Consider the following 20,102-nt stretch of genomic DNA (forward strand, 5'->3'; position numbering starts at 1 on the left):
CGGCGGCTGCCCGCCCGGCCCGGCCCCCGCGGTGGCACGTGATGCACACCTACGGGGCGGCGGAAGGCCGTTGGGCCGCTTGTGCCGCGTGCGCGGGTCATGGCCGAGCGGCCTACTGGATGCTCCAGCTGTGCGGGTGGCCGGGCTCCTCGGGGCAGACGAAGAGGTTGAGCTCGCCCCAGCGGCCCACGGTGACCCCGGTCGGTGGAGAACACGCCGGCGTACTGCCGGAGCCCCGGAGCTTTCGGCGCTCCGGGGCCGGGCGGGGATTACAGCCGCAACAGCACCGCGCAGGTGCCCATCACGGGCATGTCCACGGTCATGACGCCCTCCCCGTCCGGCGTCAGGAGGTCACCGGCAGCGCCGAGGTAGTCGGCCGTGCGGGCCTCCGCGACGGGGAAGCCGGGGGTGATCCGGCAGGCGACCGGTTCCTCGGCGAAGGACTGGAGCCTGACAAGCACCTGGCCGGGGGCGGGAACGGTGAGCCCCACGACGCGCACGCGCCGGTCGCCGAGGGTCAGCAACGCGTACGAGGCATCCGGGGCCGTGCTCTCCTCGCCCAGTGCGCGGACGGCGAGCAGCGGACGGCTGCCGACGGCGGCCGTGTGCATGCCGAGCACGGGCCCACTGGTGTGCGCGGTCTGGCCGAAGGCCACGCTGTAGCGGAACACGTGGTCGAACGCCTGCTCGGAGGGGAAGTTGGTGTCCCAGATGTTGTTGTGGACCCAGGAGAACAGCGTGCCCGGCTCGTCCTGGGCGAGCGACTGAGGATAGGGCACGTACGGCACGGCGATCCCGCCCACCTGGACGAGCGGGGCGTCCTGCGTGGCCACCGCCGCGACCACCGCGTCCTCCTCGAAGCTCACCCAGCGCCGTACCGCGCGCATGTGCTGCGCGGACCCCGGCACGGTCGGCAGACCGGTGCCCGTCATGCCGCCGGTCGCCTCCATCCGGACGGCCGGCTCCCGCATCGCGAAAGGGAACGCGAAGAACGCGCTCTCCTTGGTGAGCGTCGCGGGCTTCGCGATCCGGTTCTCCAGATCGATCCGGGCCTGCCCGTGCGGCAGGTGGACACGGACCCGCAGCCGCTCGGTGCCGGCCGGGGAGCACTCGTAGACCAGCGTCTCGCCCGTGGCGTCGCGGAAACGGTCCACCAGCGCGGCCGGGGGCGCCGCCGTCCGGGAGGCGAGGAGATGCATCGACCCGTTCGCCGTGGTCTTGCTCGACTGGTGGTTGAAGCCGCCGGCCGTCGCGTACTCGTCGTACACATAGGCGTTGAGCCCGACCGTTGCGTCCTGCCGCACCAGTTCCCGGCCGGTGCGCTTGTCGACGACCGAGCCGATCCACGCCGCCCGCAGGTCCACGCTCACCCGCAGGAACTCGTTCTCCAGGACCGTCGGCTCCCCGAAAAGGTCCTCGGGGACCTCCGGGGGCCCCTGTGCCGGGACGACGTCCACCCGTACCGCACCATGCGCCGGCACCTCCGCGAGCCGGAACAGCAGGAAGCGGCCCGCGGCCCGGTGCAGCTCGTTGGACTGCGCCTCCTCCGTGTGCGCCAGCACCGAGCCGTCCCGCGCGTCGAGCACCCGGACCGGGTCCTCCAGCGCGACCGTGCTCTCGGGGAGGAAGAGGCGGACCGCCTCCGACCGCGGCCAACTGCACGTATTGGTGACGTAGAAGCCAGCGAGCGTGCCCTCGCACGGGGAGAGCCGGCCGCCGAGGGCCGCGCCCGCACCGTCCAGGAGCGTCTTCGCCTCGTCGTGGGCGCGCAGCGCCTGGGCGTACTTCCAGTGCCACTGGCGCTCACCGGACGCGTGGCCGTGGTCGCCGTGCGTCCAGGGGTCGCCGCCGCCCCAGGTGTGCTCGTTGAACAGGGACGCCGCCCGGTAGACATCAGGAGCCGACGCCGTGATGCCCGAACCCGCCGCACCGAGGATCTCCGCGTGTCCGGCGACCGTCTGGGCGTCCGCCAGCGCCGCCTGGCCGTCACGGGTGGCGGCCAGCGGGACCGCGCCGGCGCCCACCCCGTCCACCCACCAGTCGCTCCAGTCACCCTCGAACGTCTCCAGCCGGTCCCCGTAACGCTCCTCCGCGTCGACGAAGAAGTCCTCGTTGCGTGAAGTGCGCAGGACCGGGAAGGCCCACTCCTCGTTCCACCTGCGCACGGTGTCCGCGATGATCCGGCGCGGCGGCCCGTTGTCCGCGAACTTGCCCAGCACCCGCAGGTGCAGGACGTCCCACGGATACGGGTCGCCCTTGAACTCCTCGTCCAGGACGGGGAAGCCGGGGATGCCGCGCCCCTCGTGCGGGTACTGATGAGTGGCCAGCGCCGACAGGTAGTGCGGCAGGAGATCGTCGACCCGGTCGTACGACTCGTCGAAGCCCAGGATCGAGCCCTCCATGTACGCCAGCCCGTGCGGGGTGTCGGTGCGCCACACCAGGACGCTGCGGCCGCCCGGCGCGCGCCACCGGAACAGCCGGGGCAGCGCCCCGCCGCCGGTGTGGTGCGGCACCGCCCGCCCCGCCCAGTTGTGGGCGACCGAGAGATAGCGGATGCCGCTGTCCGCGAGCACGTCGGGCAGTCCCACCACCTGACCGGGGACATCGGTCTGCATGGCCGTGGTGACGTCGATGCCGTGCCGGGCGCGCAGTTCGCGCACGGGGCGCAGGAGCTCGTGCAGTTCGTCCGTCGAGCAGGTTTCCGTGTGCAGGTTGAAGGGCATCGCGGTCAGCTCGATACGGCCCTGGCGCACCCGGTCCAGGAACTGCGCGACCTGCTCGGGCGGACGGTTCGCCGACCAGTTCTCGAAGCTGAAGAACCCCTCGACGGCCCAGCGGAACTGCGACGCGTCGGGGCGGTCGTCCGTCGCGCGGCACAGTTCGAGCAGGGAGTCGAGGTACTTGCGGCCCTCAGCGAGCACGGTGCCCTGGGGGTCTGTGTAGCCGATGTCGAGATGGGCGTGCTGCACCAGGTGCAGGGTCCAGTGCCGCTGCGGAGTCAGCAGCACCTCGACGTGCTCGCCCGGCGCCAGGTCGGGCAGTTCGACCAGTACGGGCAGCGGGGCGTCCACCTCTGGGACCAGCATCCGGGTCTCGCCGGCCGGTCCGGGTATCAGCTCGCTGCGCAGGGAGGTGCCGGACAGGGTGGTGACCACGGCCCGGTCGACGGGGCGGCCGGCCTGGATCCGCACGGACTGCAGGAGCCCGCCGTCGCCGTCGTGGCGCAGCAGCGGTTCGCAGGAGAGCCGGACGGGGTGTCCGCCGAGGACTCCGGTGGCGCTCACGCCGCGGTCACGCAGGATGCCGCGGGCGATGTCGGAGTCCCACCAGGAGGGGCGGGACAGGTCGGGGCGGGGCATGGAGAGTGTTCTCCGCTCTGGCATGGTGCCGGTTCGGTGCGTCGGTCGGGCGGGGATGTGCGGGGTCAGGAGGCGTCGGTGGCGAGGCCCGCGAAGATCTGGACCATCGCGGACTGCTCGAGGGTCTCGGCGGAGGCGTCCGGGTCGTAGGCGCCGCCGCCCGAAGGCTGGAACCGGAAGAGACCGGTGGACGGATCGCGGTTCTCCTTCCAGACACGCTCCGCGTACGCGCTCTCCGTCTGCCGGTAGGCGGGGGCGGGGGCGGGGCCGGCCTCGTCCAGGATCCGGAGATTGTCGAAGTAGATCGCGTTGAAGATCGCCGGCTGGTCGTGCAGGCGTTCACCCTGCTTCCAGTACGCGAGCGACCCCTCGGCGTCCTGCACGGCACGCTTGAGATACGTACGGTCCCCGGTGGCCCGGTAGAGGATCGCGGCGGTGCCGACCATGGCCCCGGAGTTGTACGTCCACAGGGTGGAGTTGACGGAACCGTCGTCGCCGAGGCTGTTGCGGTACAGGCCGGGGGACTGGCGCAGACACGACCAGTTCCACTCGTACCACCGCTGCGCACTCGTCAGGTAGCGGCTCCGGCGCGTCTCCTGGTGGAGCCGGGCGGCCAGTTCCGCGGCCAGGCCCGTGACGTTGGCGGCCCGCATGTTGTTGGCCGGGGAGTCGACCCAGTCCATCCCGCCGGGGCACTCCTTGGCCGGGTCGTCGTCCCAGCCTCGGCTGACGACGTCGAAGGTCAGCTCGGCCCGGCGCAGGTAGGCGGCGTCCCCGGTGGCGCTGTACTGGTCCAGCAGCGTCAGCCCGACGACGGAGTTGTCGTCGTAGAAGACGTCACCGCCCTGCCCGAGCGGTGCCGGCAGGTACGAGTCGTATCCGGGCCGGCCGTCCCGGGGCTCGAAGTACAGCTCCAGGGTGGTGAAGCGTTCCGCCGCGTCCGCCGTGTAGCGCCTGCCCGATCCGGGAAGGCCGGCCATGTCGACCGTCGCGGCCGCCGCCTCCCGCATCGGCCAGAGGTAGGAGTGGGCGTTGTCGGTGCTGCGGTGGGGTGTCGCCTCCTGGTAGAGGCCGTGGTTCTCCTCGCCCTGGTACAGGTGCCGCTGGAGCGCGTCGTACGTGTGCACGGCACGGTCCTTCCAGGGGCCTGTCGCCGGGTGGCCGGCGGCGAGGGCGGGGGCGGGGCACAGGGCGGTGCAGAGCAGAGGAGCTGCGGCCAGGGCGAGGGCGGTGCGGGCGGGGAGTTTCACCGGGGTGCCTTTCGGGAATCGGCTCGGGTGCCTGATCGGCGGTACGGCGCGGCTCAGCCGAGCTTGAGGCTGCTGACGAAGAACCGCTGCGCCGCGAAGAAGAGGACGACGGTCGGCAGCGAGACCAGCAGGGCTCCACCGAGGACCACCGGAGGCCCGACGTTGGAGTAGTTGCCCTGGAGTTCGGCGAGCGCGGCCATCACCGGCCGGATGTTGCGGCTCGTGGACAGGGTGATGCCGAAGAGCAGGTCGTTCCAGACGGCGACGAACTGGAAGACGAACGCGGCGATCATCGCCGACCTGGACAGTGGTACATGGATCTGCCAGAAGACCCGCCACCAGGAGGCGCCGTCCAGCCGCGCCGCCTCGATCACCTCGCCGGGCAGCGTCTGCGCGAAGTTGCGCATGATGAAGTACGCGAACGGGATCGCCACCGCCGCGTAGATGAGGAACAGCCCGATCTGCGCGTCGTACAGGCCGGTGTTCGCGTACGCGAGGAAGAGCGGTCGCAGGAAGACCTGGAGGGGGAGCAGGGTGCCCGAGTAGATCAGCCAGAACCACATGGTCTTGCGCTTGACCGGCATGATCACCGTGGCGAACGCGGCGGTCGTGGCCACCACGATGGCCGCGGCCGAACTGGTCACGGCGTACAGCAGGCTGTTGCCCATGGCGGGGCCGAGCCTGGCCCGGGACCAGGCCTGGGACATGTTGTCGAAGAGACCGAAACCGCCGTGCGGCAGCCAGTGCGGCGCGCCGCCGTATTCGGAGGCCGGCACCAGTGCGTTGACCAGCAGAAGCCAGGTCGGTACGGCCCAGAGGAGCGAGACGATCACCAGGACGGTATTGCGGACGGCGGTGCCGGCGGAGACGCGGCGGAGGGACATGCTCAGGCGCCTTTCGGATTGAGCTGGCGCCGCAGATACAGCCAGGAGGCCAGCAGCACGATGACGGTGAGGACGACGGCGACGGCCGCTCCGGCGCCGGGGCGCAGCGCGAGGAAGGTCTCCTGGTACATCGAGACGGCGAGCGTCTCGGAGCTGCGGCCCGGACCGCCCTGGGTGAGGACCCAGATCAGGTCGAACGACTTCAGCCCGTTCACCAGGCTGCTCCCGACGACGATCACGGACACGGTCCGCAGCTGCGGCAGGACCACGTACCAGAACTTGCGCAGCCCGTCGGCGCCGTCGAGCGACGCGGCCTCCAGGGTCTCCGGAGGGATGGTCTGCAGACCGACCAGGAAGAGGATCACGGCCACCCCGGTCGCCTGCCAGGTGTTGGCGACGATCATGACGAGGGTGTTGCCCGGCCACTCCAGCAGCCAGCCCTGGGCGAAGGACCCGAGCCCCAGCGCGTCCAGCGCCTGGTTGGCCGCCCCGTCCGTGGTCAGGATGAAGTTCCATACGACGGCCACGGCCGAGCCGGAGATCGCGTACGGCAGGACGACCAGCAGCCGCGCCACCCGGGACCACCCGGAGCCGTTCGTCATGACGGCGATGCCGAGCCCCAGGACCAGCGGCAGGACGACCGTGCCGACCACCCACATCAGGGTGTTCTCCACCGACTTCGCGAGCACCGGGTCGCTGAAGAACAGGTCGTAGTTGGTGAACCAGCTGAAGCCGGAGACCCGGCCGTCGCTGAAGAAGCCGCGGTACAGCGTCATCACGAACGGCGTGAGCAGCAGTCCGGCCACGAGCAGGACGGCCGGGGCCAGGAAGCCCGCACCGGCGAGCCGGTCCCTGAGCCTGCGGGAAGGGGCGCGTACCGGGGGAGCGGGCGGGGCGGCGGGGACGGTGGAGGCGTCGGTCCGGGTGCGTCGCGCGTCGAGGGCCGATGTCATGACTCGTCCTTGTTCCACGCGGCCCACTCCTTGGTGGCACGGCTCGCCATGCTGCGCAGCGTCGCCTCCGGCGACATGGCCTGCGTCATGAAGGCTCCCAGGTCATCGGTGTTTCCCTGCATGAGATTGGGCGGTCCGGACTGGCCGTAGCGAGGCAGTTCGGTCCAGTGCTCGTCCAGCGCCCGCTTCCTGAGCCGGGCGAGGACCGGATTGGAGGTGACCGCCTTCGGGTTGGCCGAGCCGTCCTGGAGGAAGTCGGTCCACACCCGCTGGACCGAGGGGTGCAGCCAGTGGCCCGCGTTGGCCATGGCGGCGTCGTGGGACACGGCCTTCTCCGGGACGGCGAGCACGCCTGCCTCGGTGATCACGGACCGCGGGGTGGAGGGGGTGACGGGGGGCAGGACGAAGGCGTCGAAGTCCTCGCCCGGTTTCATGCCCGCCGCCGTCAGCCCCTGCGACTGCCAGGAGCCGTGCAGGAACATGCCGACCTTGCCGGTCTTCAGTGCGGCCGGACCGTTGTTCTGGTCGAAGTCGGCCGGCGTCATCCAGCCCTTCTTCATGAAGTCCTGCCAGATCTGCATGGCCTTGTGCGCCTGCGGATCGGTGTACCGGGCCCGGCCCGCGATCAGATCCGCGTAGAACACCGGGTCGACCTTGCTGATCAGCTCCTCGAACCACTCGTAGGCGGGCCAGTTGCCGTTCTGCGTGGCGACGAACGGGACGACACCGGACTTCTTGAGCACCTCGGCCGTGTGCAGCAGCTCGTCCCAGGTCTCCGGCGCCCGCAGCCCGTGCTTGTCGAACACATGCGTGTTGTAGAAGAGCACGTAGTACGACTGGTAGAGGGGCATCCCGTACACGGCACCCCGGTAGGACATCGCGTCGCGCAGGGACTTCGTCACCCAGCCCTTGCGTTCGTACGCCTCCCACAGCCGCGTCAGATCGCTGAGGCTGCCGGTGCGAGCGAGCTGCTTGAGGTTGTAGCCCGACTGCCACTTGATCAGATCGGTGGCCTTGGTCGTCTGCAGGGAGATCTGCGTGACCTGGGTGTAGGCGGTGGGATTCGGGTTCGACAGGGGGCGCAGGGCGTAGCCGGTGAGCTTCTTCAGCTCGCGTCCGGCGGCCACGTAGCCGTCGTCCCAGGTCGCGTTGTCGTTGGCCAGGGACGTCGTCCCCGGCTTCGCGGCGGTGCTGTCGCCCCGCGCGCAGCCGCCCGCCAGTGCGGCCGCCGCGCCGGCCCCGAGGCCGGCCAGCACGGTGCGCCGGCGGAGCGGGTGAGACGACCGCTCTGTCGTCTCGCCGGTTGATCTCATGGGCTCACTTCCCTCTGGACCCCCTGGGGGGTCCCTGGCTCCGGTGTGCGGTGAGGAGGCCACCGGAAGCGTGTACGGCGTGCGTTTCCGCGCTCCGGGTTGCGAGGATGTTAACGACACCATGTGGCCGAAACAAGAGCTTCTTCCGTGGAATCAATAAAACTGCTGTTGGAGAGGGTCTGTGTGGCGGCCTTTGTCATGCGTCTTGTTTGATCAGGGGTGTTATCGATACCATTCGGATGCTCGCCGGTCCCTTCCCCAGGAGCTTCTGTGCACCAGCCCCGTCCCTATGAACGCAACCCGCGCTACGCCGTCACCGGCGGCGCAGTCGTCACCGGCTGGGCCGCCGCGGTCGCGGCCGTGCCCACGACGCCCACCGTCCTCGCCCTCGACGGCCCCGCCGCACTCGACTGGGAGGAGGCCGCCGGCTCCCTCGCCGCCGCCCTGCGGACGCGGGGCATCCAGGTCACGCTGTGCGACGTGCGCGGCCTCTGGTCGGCCGAGGCCGTCCAGAGGCTCTGCGTGCCCGGCGCGGACGCCGATCCGTTCTTCCTGCCGCTCGCCGAGTTCTCGATGGACGACCTGTTCGAGACGCCCCCCGTCCAGCCCCGGCCGGACAGCGGCGTCCTGCTCGTCTTCGGCCCCGGCGCCGCACTCGGCGAGCCCGACCTGCTGTGGTGGGCCGACCTGCCCAAGCGGTACGCCGAAGAGGCCGTCACCCGCGCGGAGCTGCCCCTCGGGGTCAACCTGGGCCGCCCCGGTACCCCCGGTGAGCTGCGCAGCCTCTTCTACACCGACTGGCCCGTCGGCGACCGCCACCGCGACCGCCTGGCCCCCCGCATCGACCGCTGGATCGACCTCCAGGGCGAGAACGGTCCCGCTTCGCTGGACGGCACGGCCGTACGGGCCACCCTGGCCGCCCTGGCGTCGGGTCCCGTCCGAAGCCGCCCCTTCTTCAACTCCACTGCGTGGGGCGGTCAGTGGGCCGCCCGGGAGCTCGGCTTCGAGCCCCGCAACGGCAACACGGCCCTCGGCTACGAGCTGATCGCCCCCGAAGCCGGAATCCTGGTCGGCCAGGACGAGACGGCCCAGGTGGAACTGCCCTTCCAGCTGCTCTGCGAGCTCCACCCGGAGACGTTCCTCGGCCCGGACGTCCACCACCGCTTCGGCACGTCCTTCCCTATCCGCTTCGACTACCTCGACACCGTCGGCGGCGGCAACCTCTCCCTGCACCTGCACCCCCGGGAGCAGTACATGCGGGAGACCTTCGGCCGGCCCTACACCCAGCACGAGACGTACTACGTCACGGCGAGCGAACCCGGTGCGCAGGTCTACCTCGGGCTGCGGGACAGTACGGATGTGACGGTCATGCGCAAGGAGGTCGAGGCGTCCGCGGCGGACGAAGTCCCGCTGCGCGTCGAGGACCATGTGATGAAGCACCCGTCGGACACCGGGCAGCTCTACATGATCCCGGCCGGCACCCCGCACGCCTCCGGCGAGGGAAACCTGGTCCTGGAGATCAGCGCTACCCCCTACCTCTACTCCCTGCGTTTCTACGACTGGCTGCGCAAGGGCCTCTCCGGCGCTCCGAGGCCGCTCTCCTCCGCCCACGCTTTCGCCAACCTCGACACCGCGCGGCGCGGCGACGACGTCCTGAAGGAACTCGTGCAGGAGCCGAGGACCCTGCGCGAGGGGCCGGGCTGGCGCGAGGAGGTCATCGGCGCACTGCCCGAGATGTTCTACGCGGTGCACCGCTTCGTGATCGAGGGCACCGAGCCCGCCGAGGACGACACCGACGGCCGCTTCCACATCCTCAACGTCTCCTCGGGCGGCGGCGTCGTCGTGGAGACCGACCGGGGGGACCGGCACGATCTGGCCTTCGCCGAAACCCTCACCGTTCCCGCCTCCGTGGGCGGTTACCGGCTGCACCCGGTGGGAGGCGGCCCGGTGCACGTGGTGAAGTCCCTGGTGACGCCCGCATGAGCCGCGTCCCCGTGCTGGAGATCGGCGGCACCCATGTGACGGCCGCCGTCATCGACACCACCTCCGCCGGGCCCGCCCCCCTGGACGCCGTACGACAGCCGGTCCCCGCCGACGCACCGGCCGATGACCTCCTCGACGCGATCGCCGCCGTCGGCGCTCGTGTCGACGTTCCGGAGGGCGCCCACTGGGGCGTGGCGATACCCGGCCCCTTCGACTACGAAACCGGGATCGGCCGGTTCCGGGGAATCGGCAAGTTCGAATCGCTGCACGGCGTCGACGTGGGCGCGGGGCTGCTCGCCCGGCTCCCCGGAGCCCCCCGCCGCATCAGCTTCGTCAACGACGCCGACGCCTTCGCCATGGGCGAGTACCGGGCAGGCGCGGCAGCGGGGCGGAGCCGGGCCGTGTGCATCACGCTCGGAACAGGCGTCGGCTCCTCATTCCTGGACGGCGGACAGCCCGTGGTCGAGGGGCCCGAGGTACCGCCCGGGGGCCGCGCCCATCGGCTCACCGCCCACGGACTTCCCCTGGAGGAAGTGGTCTCGCGACGGGCGATCCGCAGCTTCCACGCCACCGCCGCGGCCCTTCCCGGCGACGGGCCGCACCCCGACGTGCACGACATCGCCGCCGCGGCCCGTGGAGGGAACGCGCCCGCCCTGCACACGATCCGGCACTGCTTCGGCGCGCTGGGACGGGCTCTCGCCCCCTGGTGCGAGCGGTTCGAGCCGGAGCTCATGGTCGTCGGCGGATCGATGGCCGGCTCCTGGGACCTCGTCGGACCCGCCATCCGCGAAGGCTTCGAATCATGGGCACCGGGGTCCGCGCCTGCGATGGTCCCGGCGCTGCGCCCGGCCGACGCCCCCCTCATCGGCGCCGCCCACTCGACCCTGCAGGGCTGCCGAGGCCCTTCGGGCACGGACCTAGAATGACCGCGTTCCCGACTCACAGGCCACCCCACGAATCCGCAGGAGAACCGCTCATGGCACAGCAGCGCGCGGGCGAGACCGGCGCCCCGACGATGCGCGACGTGGCCGCGAGCGCCGGTGTCAGTGCCATGACCGTCTCCCGCGTGCTCAAGGACGACGCCCGGGTCAGCGGCAGCACACGGGAACGCGTACTGGCCGCCGTCGAAGCACTGGGCTACCGGCGCAACGAGACGGCACGCAGCCTGCGCCTGGGCGGCAGCGGGATGATCGGACTGGTGGTCACCAACCTCGCCAACCCGTTCTACTCACGTCTGGCCCTCGGTGTGCAGGAGGTGGCATCCGAACACGGTCTGCGGGTCCTGCTCAGCAACACCGCCGAGCAGGTCGACAAGGAACGCGGCCTCGTCGCGGACCTGGCCGGCCGCCAGGTCGACGGCATGATCGTCGTCCCGGCGGGCAGCAGCCACCGGCACCTCGGCCCTGCGGCACTGCGCGGCATGCCCATCGTCCTGGCCTCCAGGCCGCCCGCCGGCATGGACGCCGACTGTGTCCTGGTCGACGACTTCGGCGGCGCCGAACAGGCCGTGGAACAGCTGATCGCGGACGGCCACAGCCGCATCGGTTTCCTCGGCAACCCGCCCGCCCTGTACACCGGCGCGGAACGGTTCCGCGGCTACTGGGCGGCCCACGAGGCGGCCGGGATCGAGCCGGCCGAGAGCCACGTACGGCGTGGCCTCACCGACGTACCCGCCGCCGAGGCCACCGCACGCGCTCTCCTCGACGCCCCCGACCCACCGACCGCGCTCTTCTGCACCAACAACCGGCTGACGCAGGGCGCCATCCGCGCCGTGCACGGACTCGGCCGCCCGGTCGCGCTCGCGGGTTTCGACGACTTCGACCTGGCCGACGTCCTCGGCCTGCCCCTGACGATCGTCTCGTACGACGCCGACGAGATCGGCCGACGGGCGGGCCAGATGCTCATCGACCGGATCAACGGCTCGTCCGCCGAGCCGATCCCGGCCCGCAGAACCGTCGTACCCACCCGCGTCATCCGCTACGGGACGCGCTGACCCGACTTCACCGCCCCCGCCACGGCACCGGTCTGCCCTCTCGCCCCCGCCATCCCCCCGGAGCACCCATGCACCACGACCGAACCGTCACCGAACGCCGGCTCGCCCGCGTACTCGACCTGCGCCTGAGGCCCGCCGTGTACCGCGAGAGCCTTCCGCTCGACATCGCCGGGTGGAGGGTTCCCGGCGAACCCGTGCCCGTCCACGAAGGGATCGCCGCCCCCTACGAACCGGTCCGCACGGGCGACCTGTGGGGCCCCGCCTGGTCCACCACCTGGTTCCGGATCAGCGGCACCGTTCCCGCCGGATGGGCCGGCCAGCGCGTCGAAGCGGTTCTCGACCTCGGCTTCGGCGCCACCCAGCCGGGCTTCTCCGCCGAAGGGCTCGTGTACCGGCCCGACGGAAGCCCGGTCAAGGCGCTCAACCCCCGCAACGCGTGGCTGCCGATCGCCGAACGCGCCGAGGGCGGTGAGGAGTTCGTCTACTACATCGAGGCGGCCGCCAACCCGGTCATCTTCGACTCGGGCAGCGGCGGCGACCCCTTCGTCCCCACCCGGGCCGGTGACGTCCCCTCCTGGCTGCGCGGTGAAACCGCACCGGACACACCGCTCTACAGGCTGAACCGGATGGACCTCGCCGTCTTCGACACCACCGTCTGGGAACTCGTACAGGACCTCGACGTCCTGTCCGGACTGATGCACCAACTGCCCGAGGACTCCACCCGGCGCTGGCAGCTGGTGCACGCGGTGGACCGCGCCCTCGACATGGTCGACCTCCAGGACATCGCCGGAACGGCCGAGCAGGCGCGCGAAGCACTCGCCCCCGTGCTCGCCGCACCCGCGCACGCCGGGGCGCACCGCGTCTCCGCCGTGGGCCACGCGCACATTGACACCGCCTGGCTCTGGCCCGTACGGGAGACCGTCCGCAAGGCGGCCAGGACCGTCTCCAACGTCACGGCCCTGATGGACGACCACCCCGGATTCCGCTTCGTCATGTCACAGGCCCAGCAGCTGGCCTGGCTCAAGGAACAGCGGCCCGAGGTCTTCGCCCGCGTCGTCGAGAAGGTCCGCACCGGACAGTTCATACCCACGGGCAGCCTCTGGATCGAACCCGACACCAATCTCTCCGGCGGCGAGTCCCTCGTACGCCAGTTCGTCCACGGAAAGCGCTTCTACCTGGAGGAATTCGGGATCGAGACCGAGGACATGTGGCTGCCCGACACGTTCGGCTACAACGCGGCCCTGCCCCAGCTCATGAAGCTGGCCGGCATCAAGTGGTTCCTCACCCAGAAGATCTCCTGGAACGCGACCAACTCCTTCCCGCACCACACCTTCTGGTGGGAGGGCATCGACGGAACCCGCATCTTCAGCCACTTCCCGCCCGTCGACTCCTACAACGGCGACCTCTCCGGCGCCGACCTCGGGCACACCGAGCGCAACTTCCGCGACAAGGGACCTGCCAATCGCTCCCTCGTCCCCTTCGGCTACGGAGACGGGGGCGGCGGTCCCACCCGCGAGATGCTGGCGCGGGCGGACAGGCTGGAGAACCTGGAGGGCTCGGCCCGCATCGAGCTGGAGGGCCCCGCCGAGTTCTTCACCAAGGCCCAGCAGGAGTACACCGACGCCCCCGTGTGGTCGGGAGAGCTGTACCTGGAACTGCACCGCGGCACCCTCACCAGCCAACTCGCCACCAAGCAGGGCAACCGGCGCAGCGAACACCTGCTCAGGGAAGCCGAGCTGTGGTCCGCGACGGCGGCCCTGCGTACCGGACTGCCCTACCCGTACGAACTGCTCGACCGGGTGTGGAAGACGGTACTGCTCCACCAGTTCCACGACATCCTGCCCGGCACCTCGATCGCCTGGGTGCACCGCGAGGCCGAGGCGGTCTACGCCGAGACCGCCCGCGAACTCGGCGAGGTCATCGAATCCGCCCAGCGAACCCTCGCGGCGGCGGGCACGGACGGGGCCGTCCTCGCGGACGGGACGGCCCAAGAAACCGTGTTCAACGCGGCACCGCACTCCCGCGACGGAGTCCCGGCGCTCGGCGCGTCCCCCCGCGCGCAGGCCACGCGCCCGGTCGAGGCCCGCCCCGCGCCCGGCGGCGGATTCGTCCTGGACAACGGCCTCGTACGCGTCACGGTGGACACCCGCGGCCTGATCACCTCCGCGTACGACCTGACCGCCGGACGCGAAGCACTCGCCCCGCACACGGTCGGAAACCTTCTCCAACTGCACCAGGACTTCCCGAACCAGTGGGACGCCTGGGACGTCGACGCCTTCTACCGCAACACCGTGCGCGACCTGACCGAGGCCGACGAGGTCGTCGCCGTCCCCGGAGGCATCCGGGTCGTGCGAAGCTTCAACGCCTCCCGCATCACCCAGGTCCTGCGCCTCGACGAGGGCGGCCGCCGCCTCGACATCGAGACCGACGTCGCCTGGCAGGAGCGCGAGAAGATCCTCAAGGCTGCGTTCCCGCTCGACCTGCGGGCGGCGGAGTCCAGCGCCGAGATCCCCTTCGGCCACGTCCGGCGCCCCACTCACACCAACACCTCGTGGGACGCCGCCCGCTTCGAGATCTGCGCCCACCGCTACCTGCACGTCGAGGAACCCGGCTGGGGCGCGGCCCTCGTGAACGACTCCAGCTACGGGCACGACGTCACGAGGGACGTACGCCCCGACGGCGGAACCACCACGACCGTACGGCTCTCCCTCCTGCGCGCCCCCGTCTTCCCGGACCCCGACTGCGACCGGGGCGAACATCGGCTGCGCTACGGGCTGGTCATCGGCGCGGGGCTCCAGGACGCGGTTCGCGAGGGGTACCACTTCAACCTCCCCGAGCGCGCCGTACCCGGCGGTGCCCCCGTCGAACCACTGGTCCGGCCGGCAGATGAGACCACGGCCGGTGTCGTCATCGAGACGGTCAAGCTTGCCGACGACCGCTCGGGCCGCGTGATCGTCCGCCTCTACGAATCCGCGGGAGGCCGCGCACGGACCACGCTCAGGGCCGGCTTCCCCCTGGCCGCCGTGCAGATCACGGACCTGCTGGAACGGGAACTGGCGGACGAACCCGCACCGGCCGTCGAGGGGCGGGACATCCAGCTGTCACTGCGCCCGTTCCAGATCCTGACCCTCTGCCTGACACCGGGGGAATGAGGAGACCGAGGCGGAGGAGGGCCCCTGGAATTCCGGGCCCTCCGGCCGGGATTGACACAACCGCTCGGTGGATCCTTGCACGTGCGAAAAAAGGCATCTGCACCACTTAACGGTGAACATTGCCGCTATGTCCCTTGAGAGGGCGGTGAGTTGGAAAGGCTGGCCGTGCTCCTCACATCAAAGAGGCGCACGGCCGACCCAAGGAGAAGACCTTGAAGCGTGTCTCGTTCCGTCGATCCGCAGGACTGATGGCTGCCGCCGCGGCCCTGATCGCCGGTCCCACCCTGTCCGCTCACGCCACCACCACCCCCGCCGCCCCGAGCGCGCAGCAGACCTACGCCGCCCAGGCGCGGGCAGCCGGTCTCACCGACCAGCAGGCCGGGCAGCTCCAGCGGCAGGTCGACGCGGCCCTCGCCCAGGATCCCCGGGCCCGCCAGACCTCGGCGAACACCCTCGCCATCCCCGGCGGCACCGTCACGCTCCCCGCGCCGGGCCAGGCCGAAACGCGCAACCTGGCCTCCCCCGGCACGGCCCTGGCCTGCGCCAACGGCCACCTGTGCATCACGGACGGGCGCGGCACCAACTACGACTACTACCGCTGCGGCTACTACGACTTCAACGGTGTCGGCGACGGCACCTTCAACAACAACCAGACCTCCGGCACCCGCGCCCGCTTCTACAACAGCGACGGAAGCGAACGCTGGTCCCACGTGGCCAAGGGCACCGGAACGGCCTCCTGGACCCCCGTCTTCCACATCCGCCCCTGCTGAATCCTGACGCTTCCCCCGCCCCCTCCGGCGGCGGGGGAAGCCAGACCGGCCGCGGCAGGGCCGTTCGGCGGGTGCAGGGACGTTTCGGCATCATGCGTACGAGTGACGCCGGGGTGCGGGCCGGCCCGTGAGGCAATGATCACCGCGGCAACAATCCATCAGCAGAAAGACATGCTCATGCGTCTGCGCTTCGGCCTCACCGCCGTCCTCGGTGCCGCCCTGCTCGCCGTCTCCGCCTCCGCGCCCGCTTCCGCCGCGTCGGGCCAGTTCCGCTACGACTACGTGACCGTCGATGGCTACGAAGCGTCGGGCTTCCTGAACAACCCCGCCGACGGCGTGTGCGTGAACCTTGCCGGTGTCGGCGAGGAGAACCCCGAAGCGGGCCACTCCCCGAAGAACCGCACCGACTCCTGGGCCACGGTGTACAGCGAACCGGACTGCGAGGGTGCCTCGTTCCCTCTGCGTCCCTTCACCGGTGGCGCCGGGGAGCGGCTGAAGGTGCGGTCCGTCGTCTTCGGCTGACGCTGACCGCTTCCGGGCTCTCCTCTTATCGAGAAACGATAGATTAGGATCGTCTTTCGATAGGAGGAGGGTCCATGGGAAAACTGACAGTGCTCACGCTGCGCTCCGTGATCGTGGCGTTGCTCGCAGGCGCCGGGTGCCTGCAGGTGGTGATGGCGGTGCTGCTCTTTTGCGAGACGGGGGGCGGCGACAGCGCCACCGCGGGCATCCCCCGCATTCCGGTTCTGCTGATCGGCATCCTGGGAATCGCCTGCGCCGAGACCGTTCTGGCCTGCATCTGGCGGCTACTGACGATGGCTCGTCGCGGCACGGTGTTCTCCCGCCCCGCCTTCCGGTACGTGGACGTCGTGACCGGCGCTTTCACCGGAGCCGCACTCCTGCTGTGGACGCTCGGGGTCGTCCTGGCGCCCGGCGAGGCCGTCGCACCGGGCGTCGTCCTCCTGATCGGGGTGGCCGGCCTGGCGGTGGGAGGGGTGGCACTCGTCGTACTCGTACTGCGCACACTGCTCGCCCAGGCCGTCGACCGCGACGTCCAGGCGTCCCGGATGCAGGCCGAGCTGGACGAGGTGATCTGATGCCGATCGTCGTCGACATCGACGTCATGCTGGCCAGGCGGAAGATGTCCGTGGGCGAGCTGGCCGACCGTGTCGGGATCACACCGGCCAATCTGGCCGTCCTCAAGAACGGCCGTGCCAAAGCCGTGCGCTTCGCGACCCTCGCCGCGCTCTGCGAGGTGCTCGACTGCCAGCCGGGGGACCTGCTGCGCTGGGAGGCCGCGGACGAGGCGGGCGCCGTACCCGCCCAGGACGCGCCGATCTCCCGCTGACGCGCCGACGCATGGAAAGCGGTGCCGGACGGGCGCGACGGAGACCGTCCGGCGGAAGCGGCCCGGCCGGACAGGTCACGTTCACAGCAGGACATGGTTAACCGATAAAAGAACACTGGGTATTCGTATTTCGAAGCCCCTCGGTTAGGGTGCCGGTTGTGTCAATACCTCTCGCCTTCCGGCATCTCGTGGACGACGCCGCGGTCTTCCCGCCCGGCCTGGCCCCGCTGCCGCGCGCCGTGGCCGAGCACGCCGGGCACCTCGCCTCCGCTCACGCCGCCCTCGTCGGCCCCTTCGTCATCGGCGCGGACCGGCTCGGCGAACTGGCCGGGCTCGCCGGGCCCGACCTGTTCCCGGACGGCCTACGGGTGAGCGTGGTGACCGCACCCGCCGCGATCCCGGCCGTCCTGGCCGCCCTCGCCGCGACCGACCGCCTCGTGCCGGCCGCCCTGGAGGTCAAGCCCGACCCCACGCTGCCCATCCGCCCCCAGATCGACGGCCTGGCCGCGCTCGGCCTGCCCGGCACCGTGTACCTGGAGGCCCCGCGCCCCGCCGCACCCGCGTGGGAGCAGGCCCTCGCCTCCGCCGTACGCCACGGCTTCCGGCTGAAGTTCCGTACCGGAGGCACCGAGGCGGCGGCGTTCCCGACCGAGGACGAGGTGGCGGCGTGGATCCACGACACCGTCGCCGCGGGCGCCGCCTTCAAGTGCACGGCCGGGCTCCACCACGCCGTCCGGCACACCGCCCCCGCCACCGGTTTCGAGCACCACGGCTACCTCAACGTGCTCCTCGCCACCGCACGGGCCTGCTCCGGCGCACCCGTGGCCGCCGTCCGCGCCGCCCTCGCCGAGCGCGACCCGGACACGCTGGCCTGTGCCGTCACCGCGCTCCCGGCCGCAGGCACCGCCGCCGCGCGGGCGGCCTTCACCTCGTACGGGTCCTGCAGCGTGCTCGAACCGCTGGAGGACCTGGCCGCCCTGGGCCTCCTCGGCCGGGCCACCACCTGACCGCCAGTCACCGATACCGAAGGACTCCGCACATGAGCACCCACCCCGACACCTGGGTCCAGGCCGCGGCCGGCAGCGCGTACGACGTCGACAACCTCCCGTACGCCGTCTTCTCCACCGCGGACACCGCCCCGCGCATCGGCGTCCGGATCGGCGACCACGCCCTCGACCTGGGCGCCGCGGCCGCCGCCCTGCGCCCCGACTGGATACCGCTGCTCGACGCCCCCGCGCTCAACCCCCTCATGGCCGCCGGCCCGGCGACCTGGGCCGAGGTCCGCGCCTGGGCCACCGAGCTGCTCACCGACACCGCGCACCGCGACCGCGTACGCCTGGTGCCGCTGGCCGACGTCACGCTGCACCTGCCGTTCGAGGTCGGCGACTACGTCGACTACTACGCCTCCGTGGACCACGCCACCAACGTCGGACGCATCTTCCGCCCCGACGGCGACGCCCTGATGCCCAACTGGCGCCACCTGCCGGTCGCGTACCACGGCCGCGCGGGCTCCATCGTCGTCTCCGGCACACCGGTGCACCGCCCCGCGGGCCAGCGCAAGGCCCCCACCGACCCGGCACCCACGTTCGGCCCGTCCCTGCGCCTGGACATCGAGGCCGAACTCGGCTTCGTCGTCGGCCGTACGATCCCGCTCGGGCAGCGCGTCACGACCGCCGAGTTCACCGACACCGTCTTCGGCGTCACCGGCGTCAACGACTGGTCCTCGCGCGACATCCAGGCCTGGGAGTACGTCCCGCTCGGCCCCAACCTCGGCAAGTCCTTCGCCACCACCATCAGCGCCTGGGTCACCCCGCTCGCCGCTCTCGAACACGCCCGCACCGACCTGCCGGGACAGAACCCCGCCGTACTGCCCTACCTGCGGGAGGAAGGACCGTCGGGATACGACATCGACGTGGAGGTCGAGGTCAACGGCACCGTCGTCGCACGCCCCCCGTACGCGTCCATGTACTGGTCGCCCGCGCAGATGCTCGCCCACCTCACGGTCAACGGCGCCTCGCTGCGGGTCGGCGACTTCTACGCCTCGGGCACCATCTCCGGACCGGACAAGCACCAGCGCGGTTCGTTCCTGGAGCTGTCGTGGGGCGGCAAGGAGACCTGGACGGCGGGCGGCGAGGAGCGCACCTTCCTCCAGGACGGCGACGAGGTGGTCCTGCGCTACTCGGCGCCCGGTGCCCGGGGCCGCATCGGCCTGGGCGAGGTCCGTGGCAGGATCCTCCCCACGATCCGGCCGATCCCCGAAGAGACGCCATGACACCGCCGAACGACCCCGAGAGCGGCGGCTCACAGACCCTCGAGCGCGGACTCGCCGTCCTCGTCGAACTGAGCCGCCACCCGGACGGACTGAACACCAGCCAGGTCGCGGCCGCGACGGGCTTCCACCGCTCCATCGCGCACCGCCTGCTGGTCTCCCTGCACCGGACCGGGTTCGCCACGCGCGACGACGAGGGCCGCTACGTCGTGGGCCCGGCGGTGGCCGGGCTCCTCGGTGACACGGGCCCCGGCCTGCGCACCATCGCCGAACCCGTCCTCCAGCGCCTCGCCCGCACACTGGACGCCACCGCCAGCCTGGTCGAGGCCGTCGGCACCGCCGCCGTCACCACGGTGGTCGCCGAACCGCCCACCGACGGACCCCTGCTCTGGTACCGCAAGGGCAGCCGCGACCCCCTCGACCACGGCTCCGGCGGCCTGGCCACCCTCGCCTCGGGCCCCCCGCGCGCCTCGGAACCCGACCGGGTCCAGGCCATCCGCGAGGCCGGCTACGTCATCACCCACGGCGAGGTCAACGTGGGCGCGCACGGCGTCGCAGCCCCCCTGCCCGGCTGGCCGGTCCGGGCCGCGATCAACGTCGTCACCTCCGACCCCGAGCTCGCCGAGCGGGCGATCCCGCACGTACGGGAGGCCGCCGCCGCCATAGGCACCCCGAGCGACCACGTGTGAGGAAGCGGGCGGGGTACCGGGGCGGCCCCGTCGTATCACGGGCTCACCCCGGTACCCCGCCCGCAGCCGTTCCGCAGGGCGTTCCCCGGAGCACCCGGGCCCGGGTGAGGATCGCGGCGAGGTGACCTGCGGCCTGGTC

At 71.4% G+C, this 20,102-nt stretch carries 16 protein-coding genes; 11 read left to right on the top strand and 5 right to left on the bottom strand.

Translation table 11 applies throughout. From position 1 onward, the window contains the following. Positions 1 to 269: 269 nt before the first annotated feature. From ABZ564_RS21505 to ABZ564_RS21525, 5 genes are all read right to left on the bottom strand, one after another. Positions 270 to 3,359 (bottom strand): alpha-mannosidase, encoded by a 3,090-nt coding sequence (locus ABZ564_RS21505; protein ID WP_360858708.1) that lies wholly within the window; start codon positions 3,357 to 3,359, stop codon positions 270 to 272. Positions 3,360 to 3,424: 65 nt separating this feature from the next. Then, positions 3,425 to 4,609, bottom strand: coding sequence for a glycoside hydrolase family 76 protein (locus tag ABZ564_RS21510; RefSeq protein WP_360858710.1), 1,185 nt, complete (start codon positions 4,607 to 4,609; stop codon positions 3,425 to 3,427). 53 nt (positions 4,610 to 4,662) lie between these two features. Next, positions 4,663 to 5,493, bottom strand: coding sequence for a carbohydrate ABC transporter permease (locus tag ABZ564_RS21515; RefSeq protein ID WP_360858713.1), 831 nt, complete (start codon positions 5,491 to 5,493; stop codon positions 4,663 to 4,665). A gap of 2 nt (positions 5,494 to 5,495) precedes the next feature. Next, the gene (locus ABZ564_RS21520) at positions 5,496 to 6,446 is read right to left on the bottom strand and encodes a sugar ABC transporter permease (RefSeq protein ID WP_360858716.1); all 951 of its coding nucleotides are present in this window, start codon (positions 6,444 to 6,446) and stop codon (positions 5,496 to 5,498) included. Beyond that, positions 6,443 to 7,759: an extracellular solute-binding protein gene (locus tag ABZ564_RS21525; RefSeq protein ID WP_360858719.1), complete on the bottom strand. Its 1,317-nt coding sequence runs from the start codon at positions 7,757 to 7,759 to the stop codon at positions 6,443 to 6,445. Before ABZ564_RS21525 ends, ABZ564_RS21520 begins: the two co-directional genes overlap by 4 nt. Before the next feature lie 270 nt (positions 7,760 to 8,029). Here ABZ564_RS21525 and ABZ564_RS21530 point away from each other — a divergent pair, with 270 nt between their 5' ends. The 11 genes from ABZ564_RS21530 (at position 8,030) to ABZ564_RS21580 (ending at position 19,963) form a co-directional block, all read left to right on the top strand. Beyond that, positions 8,030 to 9,742, top strand: coding sequence for a class I mannose-6-phosphate isomerase (locus ABZ564_RS21530; protein WP_360858722.1), 1,713 nt, complete (start codon positions 8,030 to 8,032; stop codon positions 9,740 to 9,742). After that, the gene (locus tag ABZ564_RS21535) at positions 9,739 to 10,668 is read left to right on the top strand and encodes an ROK family protein (RefSeq protein WP_360858725.1); all 930 of its coding nucleotides are present in this window, start codon (positions 9,739 to 9,741) and stop codon (positions 10,666 to 10,668) included. Before ABZ564_RS21530 ends, ABZ564_RS21535 begins: the two co-directional genes overlap by 4 nt. 50 nt (positions 10,669 to 10,718) lie before the next feature. After that, positions 10,719 to 11,735 carry a LacI family DNA-binding transcriptional regulator gene (locus ABZ564_RS21540; protein ID WP_360858727.1) on the top strand — a complete coding sequence of 339 codons (1,017 nt, stop codon included), beginning with the start codon at positions 10,719 to 10,721 and terminating at the stop codon, positions 11,733 to 11,735. A 68-nt stretch (positions 11,736 to 11,803) separates the two neighbouring features. Then, entirely contained in the window at positions 11,804 to 14,887 is a 3,084-nt protein-coding gene (locus ABZ564_RS21545) for a glycoside hydrolase family 38 C-terminal domain-containing protein (protein ID WP_360858730.1), read from the top strand. Between the two features lie 212 nt (positions 14,888 to 15,099). Continuing rightward, complete coding sequence (locus tag ABZ564_RS21550) at positions 15,100 to 15,657, top strand: hypothetical protein (RefSeq protein ID WP_360858733.1); 558 nt, start codon at positions 15,100 to 15,102, stop codon at positions 15,655 to 15,657. A gap of 177 nt (positions 15,658 to 15,834) precedes the next feature. After that, complete coding sequence (locus ABZ564_RS21555) at positions 15,835 to 16,179, top strand: hypothetical protein (RefSeq protein WP_360858736.1); 345 nt, start codon at positions 15,835 to 15,837, stop codon at positions 16,177 to 16,179. Between the two features lie 74 nt (positions 16,180 to 16,253). Further along, entirely contained in the window at positions 16,254 to 16,754 is a 501-nt protein-coding gene (locus ABZ564_RS21560; protein WP_360858739.1) for a DUF2975 domain-containing protein, read from the top strand. Then, positions 16,754 to 17,005, top strand: a complete 252-nt coding sequence (locus tag ABZ564_RS21565; RefSeq protein ID WP_360858742.1) for a helix-turn-helix transcriptional regulator — start codon at positions 16,754 to 16,756, stop codon at positions 17,003 to 17,005. The genes ABZ564_RS21560 and ABZ564_RS21565 overlap by 1 nt, the downstream gene beginning before the upstream one ends. 158 nt (positions 17,006 to 17,163) lie before the next feature. Continuing rightward, a complete protein-coding gene (locus tag ABZ564_RS21570; protein WP_360858745.1) occupies positions 17,164 to 18,012 on the top strand; it encodes a hypothetical protein in 849 nt (282 codons plus the stop codon). Positions 18,013 to 18,044: 32 nt separating this feature from the next. After that, positions 18,045 to 19,277, top strand: a complete 1,233-nt coding sequence (gene fahA, locus ABZ564_RS21575) for a fumarylacetoacetase (RefSeq protein ID WP_360858748.1) — start codon at positions 18,045 to 18,047, stop codon at positions 19,275 to 19,277. After that, the gene (locus tag ABZ564_RS21580; RefSeq protein WP_360858750.1) at positions 19,274 to 19,963 is read left to right on the top strand and encodes a helix-turn-helix domain-containing protein; all 690 of its coding nucleotides are present in this window, start codon (positions 19,274 to 19,276) and stop codon (positions 19,961 to 19,963) included. Before fahA ends, ABZ564_RS21580 begins: the two co-directional genes overlap by 4 nt. The last annotated feature ends 139 nt before the right edge of the window (positions 19,964 to 20,102 follow it).

This window comes from Streptomyces sp. NPDC019224, assembly GCF_040632605.1.
Lineage (GTDB): Bacteria > Actinomycetota > Actinomycetes > Streptomycetales > Streptomycetaceae > Streptomyces.

Bases quoted from the DNA above. Each gene is read 5' to 3' on its own strand.
- ABZ564_RS21505 (WP_360858708.1), bottom strand. From the start codon at position 3,359: ATGCCCCGCCCCGACCTGTCCCGCCCCTCCTGGTGGGACTCCGACATC.
- ABZ564_RS21515 (WP_360858713.1), bottom strand. From the start codon at position 5,493: ATGTCCCTCCGCCGCGTCTCCGCCGGCACCGCCGTCCGCAATACCGTC.
- ABZ564_RS21520 (WP_360858716.1), bottom strand. From the start codon at position 6,446: ATGACATCGGCCCTCGACGCGCGACGCACCCGGACCGACGCCTCCACC.
- ABZ564_RS21525 (WP_360858719.1), bottom strand. From the start codon at position 7,759: ATGAGATCAACCGGCGAGACGACAGAGCGGTCGTCTCACCCGCTCCGC.
- ABZ564_RS21535 (WP_360858725.1), top strand. From the start codon at position 9,739: ATGAGCCGCGTCCCCGTGCTGGAGATCGGCGGCACCCATGTGACGGCC.
- ABZ564_RS21540 (WP_360858727.1), top strand. From the start codon at position 10,719: ATGGCACAGCAGCGCGCGGGCGAGACCGGCGCCCCGACGATGCGCGAC.
- ABZ564_RS21545 (WP_360858730.1), top strand. From the start codon at position 11,804: ATGCACCACGACCGAACCGTCACCGAACGCCGGCTCGCCCGCGTACTC.
- ABZ564_RS21555 (WP_360858736.1), top strand. From the start codon at position 15,835: ATGCGTCTGCGCTTCGGCCTCACCGCCGTCCTCGGTGCCGCCCTGCTC.
- ABZ564_RS21560 (WP_360858739.1), top strand. From the start codon at position 16,254: ATGGGAAAACTGACAGTGCTCACGCTGCGCTCCGTGATCGTGGCGTTG.
- ABZ564_RS21565 (WP_360858742.1), top strand. From the start codon at position 16,754: ATGCCGATCGTCGTCGACATCGACGTCATGCTGGCCAGGCGGAAGATG.
- fahA (WP_360858748.1), top strand. From the start codon at position 18,045: ATGAGCACCCACCCCGACACCTGGGTCCAGGCCGCGGCCGGCAGCGCG.
- ABZ564_RS21580 (WP_360858750.1), top strand. From the start codon at position 19,274: ATGACACCGCCGAACGACCCCGAGAGCGGCGGCTCACAGACCCTCGAG.